17 protein-coding genes are annotated in these 24,663 nt (G+C 51.3%); 13 read left to right on the top strand and 4 right to left on the bottom strand.

The window, feature by feature from the left end; genetic code table 11:
- Positions 1-10 precede the first annotated feature (10 nt).
- The 4 genes from AWQ22_RS13180 (at position 11) to AWQ22_RS13165 (ending at position 4,693) form a co-directional block, all read left to right on the top strand.
- On the top strand, positions 11-2,323 hold the full coding sequence (locus AWQ22_RS13180; protein WP_065711385.1) for a cation-translocating P-type ATPase: 2,313 nt from the start codon (positions 11-13) through the stop codon (positions 2,321-2,323).
- Positions 2,324-2,459: 136 nt separating this feature from the next.
- Positions 2,460-2,783 carry a serine hydrolase domain-containing protein gene (locus AWQ22_RS13175; protein ID WP_232321387.1) on the top strand — a complete coding sequence of 108 codons (324 nt, stop codon included), beginning with the start codon at positions 2,460-2,462 and terminating at the stop codon, positions 2,781-2,783.
- A gap of 212 nt (positions 2,784-2,995) precedes the next feature.
- Positions 2,996-4,219, top strand: a complete 1,224-nt coding sequence (locus AWQ22_RS13170) for an RNA-guided endonuclease TnpB family protein (protein WP_065711383.1) — start codon at positions 2,996-2,998, stop codon at positions 4,217-4,219.
- Positions 4,220-4,249: 30 nt separating this feature from the next.
- Positions 4,250-4,693, top strand: a complete 444-nt coding sequence (locus tag AWQ22_RS13165) for a serine hydrolase (RefSeq protein WP_232321386.1) — start codon at positions 4,250-4,252, stop codon at positions 4,691-4,693.
- A 204-nt stretch (positions 4,694-4,897) separates the two neighbouring features.
- On the opposite strand, the gene AWQ22_RS13160 is transcribed toward AWQ22_RS13165, so the two are convergent.
- Positions 4,898-5,620 (bottom strand): hypothetical protein, encoded by a 723-nt coding sequence (locus AWQ22_RS13160; RefSeq protein WP_065711382.1) that lies wholly within the window; start codon positions 5,618-5,620, stop codon positions 4,898-4,900.
- A 225-nt stretch (positions 5,621-5,845) separates the two neighbouring features.
- On the bottom strand, positions 5,846-7,204 hold the full coding sequence (locus tag AWQ22_RS13155) for a Rieske 2Fe-2S domain-containing protein (protein WP_065711381.1): 1,359 nt from the start codon (positions 7,202-7,204) through the stop codon (positions 5,846-5,848).
- A gap of 175 nt (positions 7,205-7,379) precedes the next feature.
- Here AWQ22_RS13155 and AWQ22_RS13150 point away from each other — a divergent pair, with 175 nt between their 5' ends.
- The 9 genes from AWQ22_RS13150 to AWQ22_RS13110 all read left to right on the top strand — a co-directional run bounded on the left by AWQ22_RS13150 (position 7,380) and on the right by AWQ22_RS13110 (position 20,895).
- On the top strand, positions 7,380-8,222 hold the full coding sequence (locus tag AWQ22_RS13150) for a prohibitin family protein (RefSeq protein WP_012308201.1): 843 nt from the start codon (positions 7,380-7,382) through the stop codon (positions 8,220-8,222).
- Between the two features lie 346 nt (positions 8,223-8,568).
- Complete coding sequence (locus AWQ22_RS13145; RefSeq protein ID WP_232321384.1) at positions 8,569-9,816, top strand: S-layer homology domain-containing protein; 1,248 nt, start codon at positions 8,569-8,571, stop codon at positions 9,814-9,816.
- Between the two features lie 88 nt (positions 9,817-9,904).
- Positions 9,905-10,732, top strand: a complete 828-nt coding sequence (locus AWQ22_RS13140; RefSeq protein ID WP_065711379.1) for an A24 family peptidase — start codon at positions 9,905-9,907, stop codon at positions 10,730-10,732.
- A 49-nt stretch (positions 10,733-10,781) separates the two neighbouring features.
- On the top strand, positions 10,782-12,449 hold the full coding sequence (locus AWQ22_RS13135; RefSeq protein WP_084449007.1) for an AarF/ABC1/UbiB kinase family protein: 1,668 nt from the start codon (positions 10,782-10,784) through the stop codon (positions 12,447-12,449).
- Positions 12,450-12,938: 489 nt separating this feature from the next.
- Positions 12,939-14,063, top strand: a complete 1,125-nt coding sequence (locus tag AWQ22_RS13130; protein WP_065711377.1) for a response regulator — start codon at positions 12,939-12,941, stop codon at positions 14,061-14,063.
- Positions 14,064-14,141: 78 nt separating this feature from the next.
- Positions 14,142-14,507, top strand: a complete 366-nt coding sequence (locus AWQ22_RS13125; protein ID WP_012308196.1) for a response regulator — start codon at positions 14,142-14,144, stop codon at positions 14,505-14,507.
- A 39-nt stretch (positions 14,508-14,546) separates the two neighbouring features.
- Positions 14,547-15,047 (top strand): chemotaxis protein CheW, encoded by a 501-nt coding sequence (locus AWQ22_RS13120; protein WP_065711376.1) that lies wholly within the window; start codon positions 14,547-14,549, stop codon positions 15,045-15,047.
- A 42-nt stretch (positions 15,048-15,089) separates the two neighbouring features.
- Entirely contained in the window at positions 15,090-18,095 is a 3,006-nt protein-coding gene (locus tag AWQ22_RS13115) for a methyl-accepting chemotaxis protein (protein WP_232321382.1), read from the top strand.
- 46 nt (positions 18,096-18,141) lie between these two features.
- Positions 18,142-20,895, top strand: a complete 2,754-nt coding sequence (locus tag AWQ22_RS13110) for a response regulator (protein WP_065711375.1) — start codon at positions 18,142-18,144, stop codon at positions 20,893-20,895.
- 13 nt (positions 20,896-20,908) lie between these two features.
- Here the strand turns inward: AWQ22_RS13110 and AWQ22_RS13105 are convergent, their stop codons facing one another.
- A complete protein-coding gene (locus AWQ22_RS13105; RefSeq protein WP_065711374.1) occupies positions 20,909-23,761 on the bottom strand; it encodes a carboxypeptidase-like regulatory domain-containing protein in 2,853 nt (950 codons plus the stop codon).
- A 72-nt stretch (positions 23,762-23,833) separates the two neighbouring features.
- Positions 23,834-24,637, bottom strand: coding sequence for a hypothetical protein (locus tag AWQ22_RS13100; RefSeq protein ID WP_065711373.1), 804 nt, complete (start codon positions 24,635-24,637; stop codon positions 23,834-23,836).
- Positions 24,638-24,663: the final 26 nt, after the last annotated feature.

Raw genomic sequence — 24,663 nt, 5'->3', positions numbered from 1 at the left:
GGCCTTTGGTATGACTTCCCGTTCTCTTTCTCCCGAATCGCGCCTTGCGCCACAAACCACGACGACCTTTGATGTTCAGGGGATGCGTTGTGCGGGTTGTGTCAAGGCCGTAGAACGCCAGTTAACGCAGCAGTCTGGGGTGCTTTCGGCGGTGGTGAATCTGATTACGGAGGTGGCGGTGGTCACCTATGAGCCAGAAAAAATTCAACCAGAGGCGATCGCCAACCGTCTATCCCAAGCTGGCTTTCCTAGCGAACCCAGGGCAACAAAAGTCGAAACCTTTAACCAATACCAAGAAAAACGCACCCAATCCCAGCGAGAACAATATTGGCGTTTGGGGGCGGCGATTGTCTTGCTCCTCGCGTCGAGCCTGGGCCATTTGCATCACCTGACGGACCTGAAAATCCCCCTGCTTCATTTGATGGGTGTCCATTGGGCGATCGCCACCTTAGCCTTATTTATTCCGGGGTTGCCGATTTTGCGGGACGGTTGGACGGGGCTGATTAAAGGCCATGCCAATATGAATACTCTGGTGGGTCTCGGAACATTGAGCGCCTACCTGACAAGCTGTGTGGCTTGGCTGATGCCCCAGTTGGATTGGGAATGTTTCTTTGATGAACCCGTGATGTTACTGGGTTTTATCTTCCTTGGCCGCACCCTTGAAGGTAATGCCAGACTTAAGGCGATCGCCGCCCTCGAATCCCTCCTCGCTCTGCAACCCCAGGGGGCGCGCCTGATGGGTCGAGAACAAAAAGGTGAAACCGAAGAAATTACAATTCCCGTGGCCCAGGTACAGATTGGCGAATGGGTGCGCATTTTACCCGGCGAAAAAGTTCCTGTGGATGGAGCAATTATTCGCGGTGAAACCACGGTGGATGAATCGATGTTGACAGGGGAAGCGCTGCCCCAGGAAAAAACAGTCGGCGCATCGGTGAAGGCCGGCACCCTCAATCAACTGGGGGTGATCATTGTGCAAGCCACCCAAACGGCCCAAAATACGATGCTCGCCCAGATTATTCGTACCGTAGAAGCGGCCCAGACCCGCAAAGCGCCCGTGCAAAAAATGGCGGATATCATTGCGGGATATTTTGCCTATGGGGTGATGGCTTTGGCGGTGTTGGTCTTTTTATTTTGGGAGCTGATCGGCAGCCAACTCTGGTTAGATCCAGGGGCGACGAACCCAGAAATCTTAAGCCTGAAATTGGCGATCGCCGTTTTGGTGGTGGCCTGTCCCTGTGCCTTGGGGTTAGCGACGCCCACGGCTCTCCTGGTGGGGACAAGTCTTGGGGCTGAGCAGGGCATTTTGATCAAAGGGGGAGATATTCTCGAACGCCTCAATCAACTGACCACCGTTGTTTTTGACAAAACAGGCACCCTCACCCAGGGCAAACCGCAGATTGTCGAGTGGGTTAGCTTTGCCCCTTGGTCGCAAGATTCCCTGCTGCAATGGGCCGCGAGCCTGGAACAGCGCAGCACCCATCCCTATGGTCAAGCCTTTGTGGCGATCGCCCAACAGCAAAACCAAGAACTCTTTGCCCCTGATCAGGTTGAAACCGCTTTGGGAAAAGGCATTGTCGGTCAAGTGAATGGCCAGTCGGTACATATTGGCAACCAAGCCTGGCTTGAGACCGCCCAAATTACAATCCCGGAAGCCTGCCATCACCATCTCGAAACTTGGTCAGCCACGGGCAAAACCACCATTTTTATTGCCATCGATCACCAGGTGGCTGGTTTAGTGGCGATCGCCGATCCAATTCGTCCCGATGCCGCCGCTCTAATCGAAAATCTACGCGCCAGAAATCTAGAGGTAATCCTCCTCAGTGGCGATCAAGCACCCGTCGTCAAAAATCTTGCTCAAACTCTCCAGCTTGATCATTATCAAGGTGCCCTTTCCCCCATCGAAAAAGCCGCCGCACTCCGCAGCCTCCAGGCTCAACAAAAAGTAGTCGCGATGATCGGTGATGGCATTAACGATGCGCCAGCCCTCGCCACCGCCGATATTGGCATTTCTCTCCAGGGGAGTACCGACGTTGCCCTCGCCACCGCTGACGTTATCCTCATGGGCGATCGCCTGATGGATTTTGCCCAAACCCTCCATCTGAGCCAAGCGACCGTCAAAGTGATCCGCCAAAATTTAATCTGGGCCTTTGGCTATAACCTCATCGCAATTCCCCTCGCCGCAGGGATTCTCTTGCCGCAATTTAACTTCACCCTCAGTCCCGCTGTAGCCGCAGGCTTAATGGCCATGAGTTCTGTATTAGTTGTGACGAATTCCCTCACCTTAAAAAAATCGTTCCAAAAAACAAATCAAAATCCCCAATAAAGCCTCACATCAATATTTTTAAACCACTGGACTCGCCTCTGAATATTCATTCCATAATGAATGCGGTGTCAAATAGAATTAAATATTTATCATGCTTAAAATGCTAGCTTTAGCCTTCTTGGGAATTACTACTTCCATGACCTTTCCAACCATTGCTAAAGCGCTACCCGATCAAAAAATTAATCAATATTTAACAGAACACTACACCCAATACCAAACACGAGAAAATTTCTCTGGGATTCAATTATCCGTTAAAGTTAACGAAGCCCCAACCCAAACCTACGTCATCGGTCGGGAAAGTCATGACCCCAACAGTGCGCCCATTACAGCCGAAAGCCTCTTTCACATCGGCAGCATCACGAAATCTTTTACGGCGGCTTTACTGCTTCAAAATGACCGTAACCAAGCCCTTGATCTAAATGCTGACTTTACCCAATATTTACCTGAATATTCCCACTGATCTGGCATTACAACCACGCAGCTTTTGAATATGACATCTGGCTTGCCAAATTATCGGAAAGTCGGCGTAAAACCCTGCCTCTTTTAGAGCGGGGATATAAGCCGAGCGACGACTCGACTGAGCTCGCCGAAGTCTGACCAAGGGGAAGAAGCAAACTACATTTTCTGTTTTATTTTAAAATATCCAGTATAAACACTAGAACATTCGAACTAATGCTGATTCTTGAGTTTAAAGTCAAAGGTAAACCTGCTCAATACAACGCCATTGACGAGGCTATTCGGACAACTCAGTTCATCCGGAATAAGTCTATCCGCTATTGGATGGATAATCCCAATGTCACGAAGTACGACCTCAATAAACAATGCGCAGTATTGGCCAAGGAGTTTCCTTTTGCCAATGACTTGAACTCTCAGGCTAGACAATCTGCCGCTGAACGGGCTTGGTCGGCGATCGCTCGTTTTTACGAAGCCGTTCGGCTGAGCGCTCACGTCGAAGCCTGCAAGAAGAAAGTTTTAGGCAAAAAGGGTTATCCCAAATTCCAAAAGAACAGTCGCTCTGTGGAATATAAAACCTCAGGCTGGAAGTTAGAGGACAATCGTAAATACATCGTCTTCACTGACAAAAATAAGATTGGTCGATTGAAACTCTTGGGAAGCCGTGACCTGAACTTTTACCAACCAGAGCAAATTAAGCGGGTGCGATTAGTGCGCCGGGCTGATGGCTACTATGCTCAGTTTCCGGTAAGTGTAGACCGTCAGGAATCAGTAATGCCATCAGGAAAAGCGATTGGGTTAGATGTAGGCTTAAAAGAGTTCTACACCGACTCCAATGGGTTTGCGGTGGAAAATCCTCGCTTTTTGCGCAAAGGGGAGCAGCGTCTCAAACGAGCGCATCGTCTTGTTTCTCGCAAGCAAAAAGGAGGCAGTAATCGACGCAGGGCAATCAACAGACTAGGGAGAGTTCACCTGAAGATAAGTAGGCAGCGTAAAGACCATGCGGTGAAGTTGGCACGGTGCGTAATCTCATCTAACGATGTAGTGGCCTATGAAAACTTACGGGTGAAAAATCTAGTGAAAAACCATTGCCTAGCGAAAGCGATCAACGATGCAAGTTGGTATCAGTTCCGGGTGTGGTTGGAGTATTTCGGTAAGGTGTTTGGGAAGATTACCATTGCTGTGCCACCCCACTACACCAGCCAGAACTGTAGCGCCTGTAGTCAAACGGTGCAGAAGTCTCTTTCAGTGCGGACTCATGTGTGTGAGTGTGGCTGTGAGCTAGACCGTGACCATAATGCAGCGATAAACATCTTGCGTTTAGGATTGAGTACGGTGGGGCACACCGGAATGTACGCTTTGGGAGATTTGACCACTACTCTGGCTGAATCCGTTCTGTCAGGGCAAGTTGAGTCGTTGAGCAAAGAATCCCCTCACCTTTAGGCAGGGGAGTGTCAAACCAACCCAGAACTTGTGGGAAAAGATGTTAGCCGTAACAACCTGTCTTGGGCAGGGGCGGCGGGGGCCTTAGTTTCAAATACAGAAGACATTATCTACTGGGTACGAACATTATTCGTTGAAGACAATTTGCTGTCCGCTGAAGAAAAAGAAGAAATGCAGCAAATCGTTTCTTTACAGACAAGAGAGGCGATCGCCCAAACAACAGCGACAGATCCCTATGGTTTTGGTTTGGGGATTATCCAGGGTTACGACGAACGTTGGGGCAATTATTGGTTTTATCAAGGCGAAACACTGGGCTATCGTTCATTTTATGTGTATTTCCCTTGTAATCAAGTGATTATTTCTGCTCTATTTAATAGCTCTGTAGATGCTCAGAATAACCACGCCCGCAGTTTAATCCAGCAGGTCTACGGTACTCTTTTAGAAGATGATCCTGCGTTGATATGTCAGACTTGAGTGTTGGAAAACGAATTTGCCCATCCTAGACAAGCAAATTTAGTCTAAAGTTTAGACCCAAGTCGATTTTATTTGTTCGATGCCGTCTTCATAAGCAAGGGTTAAAAAAATCTTCCGCTGCTTAAGCTTGGTGAACGTTTCTATCGGGGAGCTTAAGCATTGGAAGACAAGAATCAATTAAATTTGGCCTAGATTGGTGGCTGGCTAGCGCACCGTAAAGGCGTAACGATCTTGGACGACATAACCACCCGCAGACCAGTTGTAGTAGACGCGTACTTCATAATTACCTGGGGTGAGACCTCTGAATTGACGGGAACCTGAGCGCTGCCCTTGGGTATAAAACCATTCACCATAGCTATCATCTGGGGCATTGGCCGCAACAATGGTGATCCAATCCTGGCGATTACCAGGGAGATTAGCGTAGTTCACCATAATCGGTTCATTAGCTTGGTAGACCGTTTTATTGGTAGAAATATGACGGTTGTTAATTGGTGTTGCCGCTTGTGTCCCGACAGTGAAACGATACCGATCCTGGACGACATAACCGCCATTGGGCCAGTTGTGGTAAACCCGCACTTCGTAGCTGCCAGCAGCGAGACCTTTGAATTGACGGGAGCCAGAGCGTTGACCATCGGTATAAAACCATTCTTCGTAGCTATTGTCGGGGGCATTGGCCGGAACGATGGTAATCCAATCTCCAGAATTGCCCGGTAGATTGGCGTAGTTCACCATAATCGGTTCACTGGGGGCGTAGGTTGTTTTTTGGGTGGCAACTTGTCGTCCAACTGGAACTTGACTCACCAGCACCGGGTAGGCGTTAGGGATTGTGGTGGGAACCGTGGGACTGGGATTGGCGATCGCCCCCTCAACCCAAAAGCCGAGGAGGACGGGTAAACAAGAGAGCAGGGGCCGTAAGGTGGATTTCATGGGGATTTTTAGAGGGAAAAGATAGGGAAAAGTAGTGCGCGAAATAAATTTCAGTTGGGTCTTGGGCAAACAAGTCCGTTAGATAGAGATAGTTGCTGAGGCCAAGAACTGATGCAGATTTTCTCGGAATAGCCGACTCTAGCTGAATTATAAGCAGCTCTTGGGGAGGTGACCTAGGTTTTCTGGCTGATTACAAGAAATTTCCCTAAAGAGAGTACGTCCTGATCACTTTTGATAGTTTCGCGTTGGGGGATATTCCCCTTCAAAAAATCGACGTTCTAGGCGATAGAGTTGCCACCAGAGGCCCGCCAAAAGAATAATCACCGTGGCGATCGCCCCAAGGCTCCAAGTGGGCAAACCAGAAAAAATCGCGAAGGGCAAACCCAACCACAGCAGAAATCCCAAACCAATGACACCTTTTTTCCCTTTCTGAATTCGATGAAGAGCCTGGGTACAACTGGCGCAATTTTTGGTGTGGGAATGGTAACGCTCTAACAATTGGCTTTGTTGTGGTTCTGCGGGCGAAAAATCTTCGTCTGGGAAAGGTTCGCCATACCGTTCTACCCATTGGCGATAGGCCAACACAAACAAATCTGAACTGGTCGGCAAATAACAGGTTTTGGCGTAGTTTTGGGTCGATTTTGCCAATTCCCGTTCCTGGAGATGCAAAAAGATTTGATCATCTTCAAGGATGCCCATTTGATTCAGATGGGAAAACCACCGGGGAGTAAATTTAAACGCGAGTCGGGGTATGGCCGCTTTAAAACGGAAGGGGAGCCGCACAATCGCCCGGCAGCGTCCTTTTTCGGTGGGGGTCGCGTAGACAACGGTCATCACCTGGCCAAAGGGACTTTCGGGAATGTCGTGCCACATGGCAGCCGGCGCAAAAAAAGTTGTTTTCTGGGCGCCGAGGGTGCCGCGTCGGGGGCCTTCTTCCCAATTGCCCGTGAAGCCTGTTTTTTCTACTTCAGAAACATCGAGGATAAATTCCTTGGCATTTTTACGGTTACCGACCCGGGGGTGGTGGGTAAAGGCCACATGACTCGTATCCAGGACATTTTCTAAGAGGGTTGTGGCGTCGTAGGGAATATCACGAAATACATCAGCCATCACCCATTCCCCTGGATGTTGGTCTAACTGGGGTACTGTCGGGATCGGCGTTTGGGCTGCCTCGTGGCGATCGCCCCCATAGACGAACAGCAACCCTTGTTTAACGCAACTGGCATAGGTTTTTACCTGGGCTCTGGGACTGTGGTGGGCCTCACCGTCTGGGGCTTGGAAAGGAATTTTAGTACAGGCGCCCGTCTCCGCAAATTGCCAACCGTGGTAAGGACATTCTAAACAGCCATCGACAATGCGACCTTCGGATAGGGGCGCGAGGCGGTGGGGACACACATCGCCAAAGACTTGCCATTGCTGGGTTTTGGGCTGCCACCAAATCACGAGGGGTTCCCCCAGCAGGACGAAGCGGGTGGGTTTGGTTTTGTCGAGATCCTGCACGAAATGGATCGGATACCAGGCTGCGTGCCAATCAAAGGCAGGCGTCGTGTCGGCAGTGGGTTCAGGGAGGGGCGTTGCAACCATAGATTAGAAAAGGAAATTTCAGACGGAATGATTGGGGTCAGTGCTTTTAGCTTAACGAATTGTTACATTTCCTTGGGGCGATCGCCTTTGGGTTTTGCCCTTTGCCTCCTGGTCGTCTTCACTACAATGGGATGGAAAACCGAGCCGCTAGAACTGATTTGGAGACCAAAACCGCGTGCGTAACATTACTCCCAACCAAAATTTTCCCCTCTCACTGATTGGGGTGGCGATCGCCCTGTTATTTTTCATCGTGCTCAATGCGTTTGTCATCATTAATCCTGGCCAAGCTGGTGTCTTGAGCGTTCTTGGGAAAGCCCAGGACGGCGCTCTCCTGGAAGGAATTCATTTCAAACCGCCCCTGATTGCCAGCGTGGATGTCTACGACGTCACTGTCCAAAAATTTGAAGTCCCAGCCCAAAGCTCGACCAAGGATTTGCAAGATTTGACCGCCCGTTTCGCCATTAACTTCCGCCTCGATCCCGTGAAAGTCGTCGAAATTCGACGTACCCAGGGCACCCTACAAAATATCGTCTCGAAAATTATTGCCCCCCAAACCCAAGAATCCTTTAAGGTTGCTGCTGCTAAGCGCACCGTCGAAGAAGCGATCACCAAACGCACCGAACTTAAGGATGACTTTGATACCGCCCTCGAAACCCGCCTCGAAAAATATGGCATCCTTGTCCTCGACACCAGCGTCGTTGATTTAAACTTCTCCGCAGAATTTTCCCGCGCCGTCGAAGAAAAACAAATCGCCGAACAGCGGGCGCAGCGGGCCATCTACGTCGCCCAAGAAGCCGAACAGCAGGCCCAGGCAGATATCAACCGAGCCAAGGGGAAAGCCGAAGCCCAACGCTTGCTCGCGGAAACCCTCAAGGCCCAGGGGGGAGACCTCGTGCTCAAAAAAGAAGCCATCGAAGCCTGGAAAGAAGGAGGCGCACAAATGCCGAAGGTGCTCGTCATGGGCGATCAACGCTCCAGTGCCCCCTTTATCTTTGATCTCAACGACATGCCGAAATAGCCCCACAACAATCAAAATTTTCACAAAATTACCATCGGGCGATCCAAAGGCGATCGCCTTTTTATGTTGCTTTTGACTAGCTGGAAACATTTTTTAAGTAGGGCTAGTCTTCAATAATCCCTGCATAAATTTAGCAATCCCCATTATTGTTCAGAACATTTCCAAGCAGTTGAAAACGAAAAAATCAGCGGAACATTTACGGGAACAAGTCGTCTAAAAACCTAGCAAATTTAGCTTAAATAATTCGATTTAAGCATTGTTTAAGTGAGAAGTGACGGTAACAACGCTAACCTGAAATCAAGCAGTCACCCTAATCTGAAACGCAAGGAAAAATAATATGCCTTCTATGAAGCGAACCCAGCAATCCACCGCTCTTCTTTTAGCCCTATCCCTCGGACTAGGAAGTACATTACCCTTCCAGGGATCGTTGCTACAACCCGCAGCGGTGGTGGCCCAAACAAGCCAATTTCCAGATGTTCCGAGTAACTATTGGGCCACAGGCTTTATTAATGAATTAGTCAACCGGGGGATCATTGCCGGTTTTCCCGATGGTTCTTTTCGGCCCGATGCACCTGTAACCCGTGCTCAATTTGCGGCCATGGTGCAGAAAGCCCTCCCCAAGAGCCAAGACCGCAGTGCGATTAATTTTGTGGATGTCCCCAGCAGCTATTGGGCTTTTAATGCGATTAATAATGCCTATGAGATGGGCTTTCTTTCGGGATATCCAGGTCAGGTTTTCCGCCCCGAACAAAATATTCCCCGGGAACAGGTTTTAGTCGCCCTAGCCAATGGTTTAAATTATTCAGCCCGTAACAACATCAATACCACCCTCGGCTATTACCAGGATGCGGCGAATATTGCTGATTTTGCCCGGAGCCCCATTGCCGCCGCGACAGAACAAAAGATGGTGGTGAACTATGCCAATTTGCAACAACTCAATCCCAAGCGCAATGCCACACGGGCTGAGGTGGCCGCATTTATTTATCAGGCTCTCTTTTCCCAGGGCCAGGTACAGGCACTAAATTCCCCTTATATCGTCACCCAGGATGTGGTGGCTGTGGACTATCGCATCACAGCGGGCACGATTATTCCGATTAGTTACACCGCTGACAAAATTTTCTTAACCCAGGATGAAATTTTACCAGTAACCCTCACGGTGGATGCCAATATTGTCAATACCCAGGGGATAGTGCTGATTCCCCAGGGCAGTGAAATTCAAGGGGAGTTCCGACCGTCAGGGAATGGGACGCGCTTTGTCGCCCAACGCCTAGAGTTACCCAACGGCCAAATGTACAATATCAACGCGGCCTCCCAGGTGATCACAGATACGGAGAGTGTGCGTCGGGGCACTGATGTGGGCAATTTGTTGAGAAATGCGGCCTTAGGTACGGGGGCCGCCGCCGCGATCGCCGCCATTACCGGAGACCGGGCGATCGCCACAGAGGAACTCTTAATTGGCGCTGGTGCTGGCATCCTCGCAACCTTAATCCCCCAATTTTTGGGCCTTGATCGCGTGGATTTGTTGGTGGTAGAAACCGATACGGATCTTGATCTCACCTTGGCCAATGACCTGATTCTTCAGGTCAATCCCTAGGAAAAAGATTGTTTTAGGGTTTTTGAAAATTTGGCGATCGCCTAAGGGGATAATGGGGCTGGTTGGCTAGGGTTTGAGAGACATCACCATGCTCGCGCTTTTACAACAGTCCGGTTTACTGGCGATCGCCTTTATTTTTCTATTCATCTGGGGAGCCTGTTTCGGCAGTTTCCTCAACGTGGTGGTTTATCGGCTGCCAGCGGGTTTATCCCTGGCACATCCCCCCTCCCGCTGTCCCCACTGCGGCCACCAACTAGGGGCACGGGAAAATATTCCGGTGTTGGGTTGGCTCCTGTTGGGGGGCAAATGTCGCTGGTGCAAAACGCCCATTGCCGCCCGGTATCCCCTCGTCGAAACGCTGATGGGTTTGCTCTGTGTCGCCACGGTGGTTCAATTTGGGTTGACCCTAGAGGCGATCGCCGCCTTTACCCTATTGTTTTGGTTGGTGGCCCTGGCCCTCATTGATTACGACACTTTTACCCTGCCCAACCCCTTAACCCAATCGGGCCTCGTACTCGGTTTACTCTTCCAGATGGGGCTAGGTTTCCAGGCGAATGGCTTCACCGGAGCAATTTATGGCCTTCTGGGTGGCATTGGGGCGGCGGTATTGGGGCTGTGGTTACTAGATGGCATTGGTGTCATTGGTTCGGCCATGCTGGGCCAAGAGGCCATGGGGGGCGGCGATCCGAAACTTTTGGCGATGATTGGCGCTTGGCTGGGCTGGCAAAACGTCCTCTTAACGGTAATTTTGGCCTGCGCCCTGGGCACAATGATTATCGGCGGGGCCATGGGCCTCGGTAAACACCAGCGGGGGCAACATTTACCCTTTGGGCCGTTTCTTGCCTTGGGGGCGATTAGTAGTCTCTTTTGGGGCGATCGCCTGATCGAACTCTACCTAAACACGTTTTTGGGTTGAAGCTTTTCTGTATGATGAGGGATGGTCGAAATCTAGGGCAAAATCAATCGTGAAAACTCCCCGCTGGCAACGGCGCAAACTGAGTCTCAGGCAACGGCAACTGGAAATCTTTACCGTGGCCGCCCAGTTTATCCTCCGGCTCGGCAAAGACCGACTCCCCGGTGGCAACCCCGCCCGCAAACGCCATCGCCAAGCCCGCTGGCTCGTCAATCATCTCCTGGATTTGGGGCCGACTTTCATCAAAATTGGCCAGGCCATGTCAACCCGCCCGGATCTATTTCCCATCGAATACATCGAGGAACTGAGCCAACTCCAAGACCGGGTGCCGCCATTTAAGGGTCAGGCGGCGATCGCCGTCATCGAGCAAGAATTTAACAAATCTATCTACGCCCTCTTTAAGGATTTTGAACTAGAGCCCCTCGCCTCCGCTAGCCTGGGCCAAGTGCACCGGGCTACCCTCTACAGCGGCGAAGAAGTAGCCGTAAAAGTCCAGCGTCCCGGCCTGAGTCGTCTGTTCCAAGTGGATATGCAAGTCCTCGAAAAACTTTTGCATTGGGCCAGTTATTTTTTAAAAGACCTCAAAAAATACAATCTCAATCAGATTTACCGGGAATTTTTCGAGCTTCTCTACCAAGAAATTGACTACATCCATGAAGGGAAAAATGGCGATCATTTCCGGCAAAATTTCGCCGACGATCAGCAAATTCTCGTGCCCAAGGTTTATTGGCAATACACTACCCGCAAGGTCTTAACCCTCGAATATCTACCGGGCATTAAAATTGACGACCGGGCTGCCCTCGAAGCGAGCAATATTGACCCAGACCATGTGATCAGCCTCGGCATTTCTTCTTATCTCAAACAACTGCTCCAGGATGGCTTTTTTCAGTCCGATCCCCACCCCGGTAATATGGCCGTCGATGCCACAGGGAAGCTGATTTTCTATGATTTCGGCACGATGACCGAAGTCAAATCCATGGAAAAAACCCAGATGATGCGCACCTTTTTTGCGGTGCTGCGCAAGGATACGGACGAGGTGGTCGAAACTTTGGTTTACATGGGCCTCATCGAGCCGATGGCAGATATGACCCCGGTGAAACGGATGATCGCGTTTCTTTTGGATCGGTTCCGCGATCGCCCCATTGATCTCCAGGAATTTGAGCAGATTAGTAACGAGCTCTACCTGATGTTTGAGCAGCAACCGTTTCGCCTGCCGCCCCAAATGACTTTTATCATCAAGGCCCTCACCACCCTCGATGGCATTGCCCGCGCCCTCGACCCCCAATACAATCTCATGGCGGCGGCCCAACCGTTTATTCGTAGCTTGGCCGTGAGTCACAAACCTGGGGAAAATCGCCTGGGGAGCCTCGCTCAACAGACTAAAGAATTTGTCCTGTACCAATTCCAGAAACCCAGCCGCACCGAAATGGCCATTAAACGCCTCGAATCACGCATTGAGTTAGGGGAACTGCAATTTCGCGTTAAATCCGTTGAAGGCGATCGCCAATTGCGCCGCATCTACCTCGCGATCAAAACCATGATGTACGGCATCCTCTGGGGCTTTAGTAGCGTGGTCGGTATTTTAGTCTGGAGCCAGGCGGCCTCTCTCTTCCTCATCGGGGCGATCGCCCTTACCGTATTTTTCTTTGGCCTCCAAACCCTCCGCGCCCTCTTCCAACTGCTCATCCAAGAACGCCTCGATCACTTAATCCGTCGTTAAGAGGCTCCCCCGATTTCAATTTAGACACCATTGGAACAGCACGAGGTAAAAATCCTAAAATTCCTTGCTATATCTAGGTTTGAAGTATATTAATGGGGCGTCAAGATCGGTGAGGTCAAAGTCTTTTCGTAGCTAAACATACTACTTTTAACCAAGTCTTTATGGTAAGAAAATAATCTCTTTCTGTAGCATTAGTATTGCTCAGATTAACTAATAGAGTTGCCCCCAAGCACCATGAATTTTCAATCTTGCCCTAGCCCCATTTATTCAAGCTTTTTGTACTGCGGTTTGAGCCTAGTCACCAGGCAACCCGATAAAACTATGAAATCCATATTTTTCAGGCGATAAAGTCGATCTAGAATAAATTGCCCCTGACATAATTCTGTCGCTGCGCTTACCCACTACCCTCCCGATCCATGTTTTCCAGCCACGGGTAAAGACCAAAGGCGCTAAATCCTCTTCAAATCAATTCCCGCTAGTGTGTTTCATATGAAAGTGCAAGATGCCATCACCAAAAACGTTGTGATTCCGGGCCAAGTCCTCCAATCCCTGATCCAACGGCAAATGTCGGGGACCATGACCATTTACGATCCCCTAGATGAATCGGTATTTTGGCAGCTTTATTTTGGGGGCGGGAAGCTGCATTTTGCCACCAGCGGTATGGGTAAACGGGAGCGCTTAACGTATCTTTTAGGGCAACTGTTTCCGAAAGCGAAATTTCCCATGGGAGATAGCTTTTCCCAAGATTACGATTACATTTGTCAAATTTGGAAAGCCGGAAAATTGTCCCTCCAGCAAGTCCGCCAAGTTTTATTTTTTACGACCCAAGAGGCGATCGCCCAGTTTTTATCCCTGCCCCGCGCTGCCATTAAATTTGAACGCGCCCTTAATCTAGATCCCCTGTTGCTGTCCCTGTCCCTCAAAGAAATGGTGCGCCCAATCCAGCCGACCGTTCGCCAATGGGTACAACTCCGCCCCGAAATCGCTTCCCCTTTCCAGCGCCTACAAGTCAAAGATTTCCGTGAAATCCGGAGCCGCTCCTGGCTAAACCTCCAGGACTATCAATTTATGGAAAGCCTCCGGGAGCACCTCGACCAACAAGTCACCCTCTATGAGCTGAGTCACCACACCCGCCGTTCTACCCTCGAACTCAGCCAACTCTTCCATCCCCTCGTCAAGACAGGCTTGATTGAAGTTATTCCCTATGCGGGCGTTCCCCAAAAACCCAAACCCCGCATTGCCTGTATTGATGACAGCAAATCAATACAACGGGTCGTCAAAATGACCCTAGAAGCCAGTGGCTTTGAGGTTATCGGGGTCACTGAACCTGCTTTATCTCTGAGTACCTTTGCTCGCCAACGGCCAGAACTAATTCTGATGGATATCAACATGCCCGAAATCGATGGTTACGAACTTTGTCGCCTGTTCAACCAATCCGAAATGCTTAGGGATATCCCCGTGGTGATGCTTACGGGGCGCGATGGAATTATTGATCGCCTCCGTGCCAAGATGGTGGGGGCTTCTGACTACATTGCTAAACCGTTCAATCCCCAGGATTTGATACGGATGGTGCAGTCCTATGTGGAGCAAACATCAGCGCAATCTACGCCCTAGAGGTTGTATTTCATAATCTCTAAACTCAATTTTCAGAATAAATTGCGCCAAGTTCTAACACTGATCAAGAAAAATAAGATGAAAAAAGTTTTAGTTGTTGATGATTCTAAATCGGAACAAACCCTTGTCCGGGCACTCCTGGAAAAAATGAGCCTAGAGGTCAGCCTGGCGGACAATGGCGATGAAGCCTTAACTTGGCTGCGCAACCATGACCAACCGGATCTAATTTTCCTCGATATTGTGATGCCTGGGCTCAATGGCCTCGATTTATGCCGAGAAATTCGCGAAAGTCTGGGTTACGAGGAGGTGCCAATTATTTTTTGCTCTAACAAAAGCCAGGACTTCGACCGTTTTTGGGCGTTACGTCAAGGGGGCAATGCTTATTTAACAAAACCCTACAGTCCGATGGAATTCATGAAAACAGTCAAAGAGTATTTGGCTTAGATAGTGCTGTTTTTTCTTCGATAAAGGTCTGATTTTGCCATGGTCGCTCCCCCTACCCAAACCGATTTCTTCCGGGTTCAACTGTATCCTGCTGGGGCTGATCCCCTTGCCCAAACGCGCTTGTTGATTCCCCTAGAAAATATGTTGGAAGTGATGACCCTGCCCCGCCAAGACATTTGCCCGGTACCAGGGGTCGCTCCAGGGGTGTTGGGGGTGACGAACCAACGGGGGCAGTTGATTTGGGTGGTGGATCGGCGATCGCCTTCGGGATTAGGAACATCTGCAGCGCGGCCCAATCCCCAGGAAAAGCTAACGGTGGTGCTTCTTGGCCAGGGGGATGCAGGGCAAGTGGGCTTTGTGGTAACCCAGCTTGAGGGCATTGCGCCGTTTGACTTGGGGGAGGCGGCTCCGGTGGCGACGGCTTGGCAGAGATTTTATCCCCATTGCGATCGCCAACTGGTCAAGGGGCCAGAGACGGGATTTACGTTGGCCATGGCCCATTTATCCCGCCACCTACAGGGCGTCCCGGTCAATCAGTAAATTTTGAGTTTTTTCAACGTCAATTTCACAGAATCACTACCTATGGGCACAACAGAACAGACCATGAACACGGCAACTTCTCCGGCTTTTTCTGAGGAAATCAAAGAACTCCAGGCGGCGATCGCCCTTGATCCGACAGATATCGTGATGAAAATCAGTCTGGCGAGTCAACTGGAAACCGAAGGCTTTTTGCCGGAGGCGGCGGAAGTTTACCGCGACATTGTGGCTTCGGATCAAGACGGCGTTTTTGCCGCCAGTGCCCAACAGGCGCTCCTTGCCCTAGGGGAAGCGATGGATTTCCCAGAGGTAAAGAATGGCAATGGTAACAATGGCGATCGCCCAGCGGCATCAACCAACGGGAACGGAACAACGGCTACGGCCCACCCGCCAGAATCTCCCATTGTCCTAGAAGTCTCAGAAACGAAAGAATACAGCCCAGAGATTGTGGCATTGCAAGCAGCGATCGCCGCTGATCCCACGGACATGGTCGCCCAAATTAGCCTCGCCAGTGCCCTCGAAAGCGAAGGCTTTTTTCCAGAGGCGATCGCCAGCTATCAGCAAATCATTGACCAAGATCCCGAAGGCATTTTTGCCGCCAGTGCCGCCAAAGCCCTTGCGGATCTCCAGGCACAGTTGCCCCAGTCCGATCCAGAGACCGATGACCCCTCGGCGATCGCCCTCCCAGACCAAGCCCCCAAACCCGTTGCCCTGGTTTACGACGATGTTGACTATACCGATGTCGATGTCACCTCCCCTCCCCTGAAGCGATTACAAAACCTTTCCATTGCCCAGAAACAATTCATCGGTATTTTTGTTTCCAGTGCCATTGCGATCACCGGAGTGGTGGCAGCAGGGGCGGTGATTATTGTTACTTCTGGGCGATCGCAGCTGCGGGAACAGGCCACCTCAGAGCTCGCGGTCAACGACATTAACTACAACGTCAAAATTGACCAGATGGGTTTTGGGTTCCGGGGCCAATCGGATAACGCTGCAATCATCGCCGCCGCAGCGGCCTACCAAAGTACAGGTACCGTTCCCCCTGAACAGCTCGCCCAGGTGCAGGCCATTCTCCAAAACGAAATCCAAGCCCGTAATATCGAATATGCCACCCTGGTCAGTACGAATCTCCGGATTATCACCAACGGCAACGGCGATCGCCAAGGGGAAGTGTTTGACCCCAATGGCCTCGTCACCCAAGCCCTCCAAACGAGACAGCAACTCAAAACCAGCGAACTGCTCTCTTGGGATGACCTGAATCGAGAAGTAACCAGATTCCCCATTGGCACCAAAAAAGGCGAATTTGCCCTCGTCCGCTACACCGTTACCCCCGTGATCGGCAGTAACGATAATCTTCTTGGGGCCTTGGTTTCCGGCGATGTGATTTTCAATGCCAAATTGGATATTGCCGCGAATACTGTCAGCGCGTTCAATGGCGGTTACAGTGCGATTTACCAAGTCAATCCCGATGGTGGTTTCCAGCTCGCCAGTGCCCTCTACCAACAGGATGCCCAGGAAGAAGGGGAAGACAGTACCCGTAAGGTGATCCAGACCTCCCTTAATGCCCCTGATCTGCTCACGCTACCGGATTTCTCTTTCCTGACGGCCGCCGTTAACGCTAGGGGGGAAACCGTGGTCGATACCCAGGTGATCGATGGCATCTCCTATACCCTCGCGGCGGAATCCATTCTCAATAGCGCCGGGGAACCCGTGGCGATCATTGTCCGGGGCACCGATGAAAATACCCTCAATGCCCTGATCCAGGACAGCTTACTGCTTCAGACAACGGTGGGTTTAATTGGGGTCTTTGTGGCGGCTGGTCTAGCGTGGCTCCTGGGACGCACGATCACAAGACCGATCAAGCGCCTCCAAAAGGTAACCACTGAGTTTGGGGCCGGGAACCTTGATGCGAGGGCCGAGGTTTTTGCCAAGGATGAAGTAGGGCAGTTAGCCACCACGTTTAATAATATGGCAGCGCAAATTCGCTCCATTACCGATGCCGTCGAAGCCCAAGCTCAAGCTAAAGATCAAGAGGCGGCCTTCCAACGCCAGGAGCGGGAACGTCTCCAGGAAGGGGTGATTCGGTTGCTGCTCCAAATTGAAGAGGTGCGCCAGGGGAACCTCACGGTACAGGCGATGGTAGACGAAGGGGAAGTGGGTTCCATTGCCGATGCCTTCAATGCCACCCTCCGGAGTCTGCGGGCCTTGGTTTCCCAGGTGAAATCTTCGGCAGACGAGGTATATGATTTGGCGATCGTCAACAATGACTTGATCACGCGCCTCTCCACGGAAGCCACAGTCCAGGAACAGGCGATCCAATCGGCGGAACGTTCGGTACAAGGCATTGCCCAATCCATTCAAGCGGTAGCGAAATCGGCCCAGGGGGCAGCCCAAATTGCCCGAAAATCCCGTTTGGCGGCCCAGGAAGGCCAGGCAACCATGGACGAAACGGTGACAAGTATTGATCTAATTCGGGGTTCAGTGGCAGATACCTCGAAGAAAGCGAAACGTCTAGCAGAATCTTCCCAGGAAATTTCGAAGATCGTTAACATCATTTCTGACATTTCCGAAAAGACGAACCTCCTGGCCTTTAATGCTTCCATTGAGGCAACGCGAGCCGGGGAAAATGGCCAGGGTTTCCGGGTGGTCGCTGATGAAGTACGTCGCTTGGCAGAACAGGTCACCACAGCAGCCCAGGAAGTGGAGCAGTTGATCGGCGGGATTCAAGAAGAAACGGCTCAGATGATGCAGATGATGGAGGAAAGTACTTCCCAAGTAGTCACGGGAACAGAATTGGTGAAAAAGACAAAAACGACGCTCCAGAGTGTGTCCCGCATTAGTGAGGAAATTGACAAAGTGCTGGCGCGGATCTCGAAGGCAATGGTCTCCCAGCGGGATGTGTCTGGGAAGGTCACGAAAATTATGCAATCGGCGGCGGAGGTGGCCCAAAAGACGGCGGCAGAATCCCAAACGATGTCTGGTCAGTTGGATGCGCTAACCCAGGTGGCGATCGCCCTGAAGGATTCTTCGTCCCGCTTTGAGATTGAGTAACGTTTGTATTTTTCGGCTGTTTTAATGTTCTTTTACTATCTTTGCCATGTTGGATGCTGCTAGTTTAAAGGCGATCGCCCTCGAAGCCCGCCACTGCTTTTTGCTGGAAGATGCCCCGGATTTTGTTGAGTTGTTCCACCAAAGTATGGGGCTGTTGCAAGCAGAACTCCAACAACCCGCAGGCCACGATCAGGCAAAGCTATACCAAGATCTGGTGCGCGCTGCCCATTCCATCAAAGGGGGCGCTGGCATCGCAGAATTATCGACCCTGCACAACCTAGCCCACCAGATGGAGGATCTCTTAGAGGCGATCGCCGCCGGCCGGATTAAAGCAGAACAGACTGCACTCGATTTGATCAGCCTCGCCATGGAGGAGGTGCAACATTGCCTCGACTTGGCAGCCCGGGACGACGACCACCCAGGGGACAGTCCGGGGGCCGCACAAATGGCGATCGCCCTCCAAGAATTTCTCGGTCAGGCCCAGACCCCTGCACCCGAAGCCATTGCTCCTGCTGGTAATGCCCCCAGTAAATTTGTCGCCACCGCCCTTAAGGTGGACCTCGAAGCCTGTGTGCAGCGCCTCGAAAAACTCCTCACCCACGATCCCACCCCCCGCAGTGCCGCCCGCCAACTCAAAACCCTCGAAGAAGAATGCCGCCTCCTAGGGGATGCCCTTGGGGTTCCCTGGCTGAAGGCCATTGCCACCCTGATCCAAACGGCCCTAGATAGTGCGGCCATTGATTCTGTTACCCTCAGCCAAGGGGCGATCGCCGAAATCCGTCGTCTGACCCAGGCATACCTAACCAACCCTGATGAGGCCAAGATTAGCGAATCATTCCAAGCTCTCCTAAGCGTTCCAGAACCACCAAAACTTGAGATCCCAGCCGAGGCTGACCCCAGTCCCGATCCAGTTCCTGCCACGCCAAAACCTGCTCCCAAACAAACCTCTAGCCTGCAAATTCGGATGCCGATCCAGCAACTCAACCGCATGGGGAATGCCGTTGGGGAACTGTTTATTGGCTATGAAAAACTCACCCGGCACCAAGATCAACTCCTCCGGGCTAGCCGCAATCTTAAAAAAAGAACCCAGCAACTCAACCCGATCCGCGATGAAGTGACAGCCCTCTACGATAAATTGGCTGTGGCTACCGCTGGTTCAGGCCAAAATGGTGGCAGCCAGAAACCGTCCTTAGAATTGGCCACTACGACCCATACAGAATTTGATACCCTCCACTTTGACCAATACACCCAGGCCCATTCCCAACTCCAGCAGTTCCAGGAACTAATGGTTCAGGTGCAGGAGATCCAGGAAGATTTGGAACTAATGCGGTGGGAGTTCCAAGAATCTTTAGAAGGGGTGCGGCAACAGTTAGAGTATCTCAACCAGGATCTGACTCAATCACGCCTGATGCCCTTTGGCAACTTAGCACGCCGTTTCCGTCAGTCCTTGGAGACCTTAAGCAAACGCTATCCCCAGATGGCACAGCTAGCCATTGAGGGGGAACAGGTTTTGGTAGACCAAGCAATTTTGGAACAATTGCGCACGCCCCTGACCCACTTAATCCGAAATGCCTTTGACCATGGCATTGAACCGCCCCAGGAACGCCGCCAAGCCCAAAAAACCGAGACGGGAACCATTCGCCTCAGTGCGCAATTGCGGGGCAATATGGTGGAAATTTTGGTGCAGGATGATGGCCGGGGCATTGATCTAAACCGGGTGCAACAAAAGGCGATCGCCAAGGGACTTTGTGCGCCCAATCACCAACCGACCGAAGCCGAAATCCTTGAATATTTATTTGCCCCAGGCTTTTCGACGAGGGACACCGTCAGCGATCTCTCCGGTCGGGGTCTAGGTCTTGATATTGTCCGCCTCGAACTGGCCCAACTCAAGGGCACCATTACCGCCAGTAGTGAGCGGCACCAGGGGACAAAATTTACGATCCGCATTCCCCTGAGCTTTAATATTTTGCCGTTACTCCTCTGCCGCTGCCAGCAACAGGCGATCGCCTTTCCTTCGGTGACTGTCCAAGCTGTGCTCTCGCTGGTTAACAAAGACAATTTAGAGTATCCAGAATTTCTCGATTGGCAGGGCACCCCCCTCAAACTCCATGCCCTCGATCAACTGCTGCCCTATCCCCAAAGCAATCTCCTCTTGCCCCCGGAACAGCGACCAGCGCCCACCATCGGTCTGATCGTACGCCAGGGGAAAAAATCTTTGGCGATCGCCGTGGACGAAATCCTTGGGGAGCGGGAACTGGTGCTGAAATCCCTAGACAATACCGTGGCCTATCCTCCCTACGTTGCGGGGTGTACCGTGTTGGGTTCCGGGGAAGTGATTCCGGTGCTTTTACCCGATGCCTTTGAGCAACTCTTGACCAGCCCAGAGCAACCCCAAGCTTCTAGCCCCGCCCCTGAACAACCCAAGCGCCAACCGACGATTTTGGTCATTGATGACTCTGTTGCTGTCCGCCGTACCCTCAATAAACTATTGAATCAAGTCGGCTATCAGGTGCAGCAGTGCCGGGATGGCAAAGAGGCCTGGAACCTCCTCAACCGCTCAAAACAAACCTTTGATCTCGCAATTTGTGACCTGGAAATGCCTGGTTATGATGGCTTTACCCTCTTGCAAATGGTGCGGGGCCAAAGCCAATGGGATCACTTACCCTTCGTAATGCTCACCTCCCGCGATAATGATCTCCACCGCCAGAAAGCCCAGGATCTCGGTGCCAATGATTACTTCACAAAACCGTTTCACCCGGTGCGCTTCCTGAAGGCGATCGCCCAATATGTCGAGGCTTAACCGCAAACCAAGATTACAGGCGCAAATCCAATTCTGTAAATTCTTCAGCATCTATCTCAATGCGGAGCTGGCCCGGTTTAGCGGGTTTGCCATCGATGAATAGGTCATAGACACCAGTTCCTACAGATTCTAGATAGTAGATACCTGCGCCATTGGTCACCGACAATGATCGCTCCTGGGGGTTGTTTTGGTTGACTGCTTCGACCCTTACCCCACCCAGTGGTTTCCCTTGGGCATTGACCACCGTGCCCGCGACAATGTAGGCACGGGTAAGGGGCACATAAATAGGCGTGTAACTACCAGCACTCACTTCTACTGCAAAGGCCGACTGCGTTGTCTGCCAGCCCAGGGGCAAGCCCGCCGGATCTACATCGAAGCGATAGGTATCTGGTGGCAGTCGCACAAAGATTCCTCTCCGTCGCAAATCCGGCTCATATTCACTAAAGCGGTTAATGGGCTGTTCGTTAATCAAGAATAAAAAGTCTGCGGTTTCCGCCTCAATCCCTTGCAAATAGGCCGTTTCTGTTTCATCTTGGACACCATTTCGATTGGCATCGATAAAAGGGATCACCACAATGCCACCCTCTGTTCGTAAACGTTCAAAGCGACTGGGTTTTAGGCTGAAATTAGGTGAAAGGATTGCATCGGAACCAATGAGGAGGCTGAAGCTTGACTCATTACCCGTAAGAGAAATATCTTGGTACCGCGCGGTTAGATTCAGGCCCAAGAGCTGATTGGTGGTTACAGCAATTTGCCATCCTGCTCCCTGGGTGCCAACGCCATAGCCAAGATCGACGATCCAGTCGGAAAGGCGATCGCCCACCGTCGAATTCATTTCATAGCGCCACCCTGCCACGAGCAGCTCGTTCGTCCGGGCCTCGTTGTCCTCGTTGGGGCTACTTTGGTAGCGCACAAAGACCGAGTGACCCGTATCCACCAGGGCTTCAGGATTACGGAAAAAATACTCTACTTCCGTTGCAATCTGACGGTCACGCAGCCGGTGGTCTAGGGTGAGGTTTTGATAGCGGGAAAACAATCGCCAATCAGGGCTTTGGTCGGCACTAAAGGTTACGCTATTGCGAATTAAAAGATCCCCAAGGGCACCACTGAGGTCGAATCCACCTTCCAGGGCTTTATTGTTAAAGCTCCAACCAACCCGCGTACTAAAACCCGGAAAAAGCCGCCAAGTGGCCTGGGCGATTTGATCGCTGCTGTTACTGTTGAAGGCAAGACGAAAATTGTCACTGACATCCCAGCGGGTGCGAATGCGCTCAGATAGTTCATCTTTGTCAAACTCAAAATCAAACCTCTGGCCTGGATTGAAGCGGACATTGAGATCGTAGCGGAGATCAGATTGTTGTTCTCCCCGTTGTTCGTCGCTATTAAAGGTTGCTGCTCCCGTGATCCGCAGGGGCAATCGACCGGGCTGAAAGAAAAATTCCCCTAGACCTTTAAGTTGACCATCGTAAAAAAGACCCGTACCGAGGGTGAGATTGTCCGTGGCGCCCCAACGGTAGGCGAATCCTCCCTGGAGATCATCCGAGAGGGAGCCAAAAAAAGTATCCGCTTGTCGAAGCCGTTCAAAGCCAGCAGAGAGAAGGAGGGCTGAGGTGCCTTTACTCAGCTGCCCAGGCAGAGAAGAAAATTCAGCGGCCCGAATTTCTGGGAAGGCGCTCAGTTGACCATTGGGATAAAGTCGAAGTTCGTAGCGATTACCGGCTATGCCGCCTCTGCCTTTATTGGTAGAAGCACTGGGAATATTTTCAAAGCGATAGATGCCAGACTGATCAACGAGTTGTTCCCCAACAATTAAATTGCCATTTTTATTGACCAGTTGAACGAGGGTCCCTGGTTCGGCGCGGCCTCGGATATCACGCTCTAGGCGATCGCTATTGAGACGTTGTTGGGGATTAAAGCCATCGCTGGCATTGGTAAATTCGGTGGGAGGTTGAAAGCCAAAGCGGCGCACGATACTGACACCTGTATAGCGACCACTGCCCTCTGGCCAAAAGGTACGCTGATCGCCGATGACATAGTCGGTGCTAGGGGTTTGGCGTAGGTATTGAAATTCTTCGAGTTGCCAACTGCGGGGATCGGTTAAATCGCGTTGATCAATCTTGCTGTACCAACTTCCCCCAAAAAATGTCCCGATGCCAACCAGATCGCCTTCGTATTCTGTGGGGCGATCGCCTCCTCCTGTCACACGAATTTCTTGACCAATGGCACTAAAAGACAAATTCGGAGCTTCAATGCGGGGTAGACCCTCCAGCACAATGGGCCGCTCCGGGAGGGAATATCGCCCAGTTAATCCCAAAGAACCTGATGCCCTCAGCCACTCAGGGGTCAGAACAATAGCATATTCAGAAATATCAAACTCCACCGGAATTTGTAGCAGATCGCGGATCTGGGTGACGGTGAATACCAAGCCCAATTGTGGATCTGTATCGAGAAGGCTGGGATCGAGCCTGATGACTGCTGCCGGAGACCGCAATTCTATGGTGCCATCGGCAAGGGGGGTTGCCGTAAATTGGAGCGCTTTTAGGACATCATTGTAGGCGATCGCCCAGTTGGAAAAATCAATAGCTTGAATGCCATTTTCTGAACCCCGAACCAAGGTGCCAGGATTGGCAGTGCGATCGCCAAGCTTAATCCCCACCGGAATCAAATCAAAGGATGCAGGGAAAGTCTCCGACGTGGTTTCCGTTGCACCATTATCAGCAGGCTCGCTGTCCTGTTGGGCATCAACAACCTCAGCACCCAATAGGAAAAGCATGAAAAAGCTGAATAGTAGTAGCCGAAAGGTCAAGGGTAAATACTCTAAACGACGGGGAAAAATGTGAGACTTTTTCAGGTTAGAGTGCGCCACAATTTCTCACAACAAAATAAGTCATCTGGCTGAATTTATTTTTCCCATTGGTGAGGGTCGGGTTAAGGCACGCTACCGTGCGGCAGGCACCGTGACATCAAAGGAAAATGGTGTTGTGGTCACTGCTCCAGATTCGCTCCATTGCAACTGCCCTGCTACTTGATAGGTTCCCGCCGGCAAGTTAGTCCGGTCTGGGGGCAGCTCTAGCGGAAAAAGGCGATCGCCTCCGGCAATTACAGTACGTTGATCAATATCTGCCTGGAGCAAAGGCTGATCATTTTGTGACAATGTCCAGGTGCCTTTTGATTGCACCGTACCATTGCTGGGGTTACTCACCAAAAGTTGAAATTCTTGTTTCGTTGGATCGTAGCTCGCCTCAACGGGAGTCAAGGCAAAATTGACCTGGCCATGTTTCACGTAAACTGTCACCCCCACACGGGCCCGAATACTCAAACCGCCCCCCGCTTCATCTCGTTCTCGCAGGGGTTCAGCAAAGATCACCGACCGATATTCACCATTTGCCGTCGAAGGCAACATTCGCGTAATCAGTCGCACTCGTCTCGTTTGGCCGGGTTCTAGAACCAACTCTTTAGGGGAAAACATCAAATAAGGACTGAGGTCATAGGGATCGGACTCTGCGGTGGAAAAACCAGTTCGAGTATAGGTAAAAGATTCCGCCGAGAGGCGTACCCGCTGGGATTGGGTTCCCTGGTTTGTTAGACTGATCACCCCATTTGCCATCCCCTGGCTGGTTTCTGTTTTGATCACCATGGGAGAGACTTGCACCTGGGCGTTGAGGGGGAGTGGCAAAAGTAAAGCCAAAGAACAGAGCGCCCAGCTAAGGTTTTTGCGCCAAGACACAACAGAATAAGCCATAGGACAAGGAAGAAAAGAAGTAATGG

This window comes from Picosynechococcus sp. PCC 7117 (assembly GCF_001693275.1).
Lineage (GTDB): Bacteria > Cyanobacteriota > Cyanobacteriia > Cyanobacteriales > MRBY01 > MRBY01.
Note: the sequence above shows the minus strand (reverse complement) of the source record. Positions and strands in the feature narration are given on the sequence as shown.

Excerpts from the sequence above, each read along its gene's own strand:
- AWQ22_RS13180 (WP_065711385.1), top strand. The coding sequence starts at position 11 with ATGACTTCCCGTTCTCTTTCTCCCGAATCGCGCCTTGCGCCACAAACC.
- AWQ22_RS13175 (WP_232321387.1), top strand. The coding sequence starts at position 2,460 with ATGACCTTTCCAACCATTGCTAAAGCGCTACCCGATCAAAAAATTAAT.
- AWQ22_RS13170 (WP_065711383.1), top strand. The coding sequence starts at position 2,996 with ATGCTGATTCTTGAGTTTAAAGTCAAAGGTAAACCTGCTCAATACAAC.
- AWQ22_RS13160 (WP_065711382.1), bottom strand. The coding sequence starts at position 5,620 with ATGAAATCCACCTTACGGCCCCTGCTCTCTTGTTTACCCGTCCTCCTC.
- AWQ22_RS13155 (WP_065711381.1), bottom strand. The coding sequence starts at position 7,204 with ATGGTTGCAACGCCCCTCCCTGAACCCACTGCCGACACGACGCCTGCC.
- AWQ22_RS13145 (WP_232321384.1), top strand. The coding sequence starts at position 8,569 with ATGAAGCGAACCCAGCAATCCACCGCTCTTCTTTTAGCCCTATCCCTC.
- AWQ22_RS13140 (WP_065711379.1), top strand. The coding sequence starts at position 9,905 with ATGCTCGCGCTTTTACAACAGTCCGGTTTACTGGCGATCGCCTTTATT.
- AWQ22_RS13130 (WP_065711377.1), top strand. The coding sequence starts at position 12,939 with ATGAAAGTGCAAGATGCCATCACCAAAAACGTTGTGATTCCGGGCCAA.
- AWQ22_RS13125 (WP_012308196.1), top strand. The coding sequence starts at position 14,142 with ATGAAAAAAGTTTTAGTTGTTGATGATTCTAAATCGGAACAAACCCTT.
- AWQ22_RS13120 (WP_065711376.1), top strand. The coding sequence starts at position 14,547 with ATGGTCGCTCCCCCTACCCAAACCGATTTCTTCCGGGTTCAACTGTAT.
- AWQ22_RS13115 (WP_232321382.1), top strand. The coding sequence starts at position 15,090 with ATGGGCACAACAGAACAGACCATGAACACGGCAACTTCTCCGGCTTTT.
- AWQ22_RS13110 (WP_065711375.1), top strand. The coding sequence starts at position 18,142 with ATGTTGGATGCTGCTAGTTTAAAGGCGATCGCCCTCGAAGCCCGCCAC.
- AWQ22_RS13100 (WP_065711373.1), bottom strand. The coding sequence starts at position 24,637 with ATGGCTTATTCTGTTGTGTCTTGGCGCAAAAACCTTAGCTGGGCGCTC.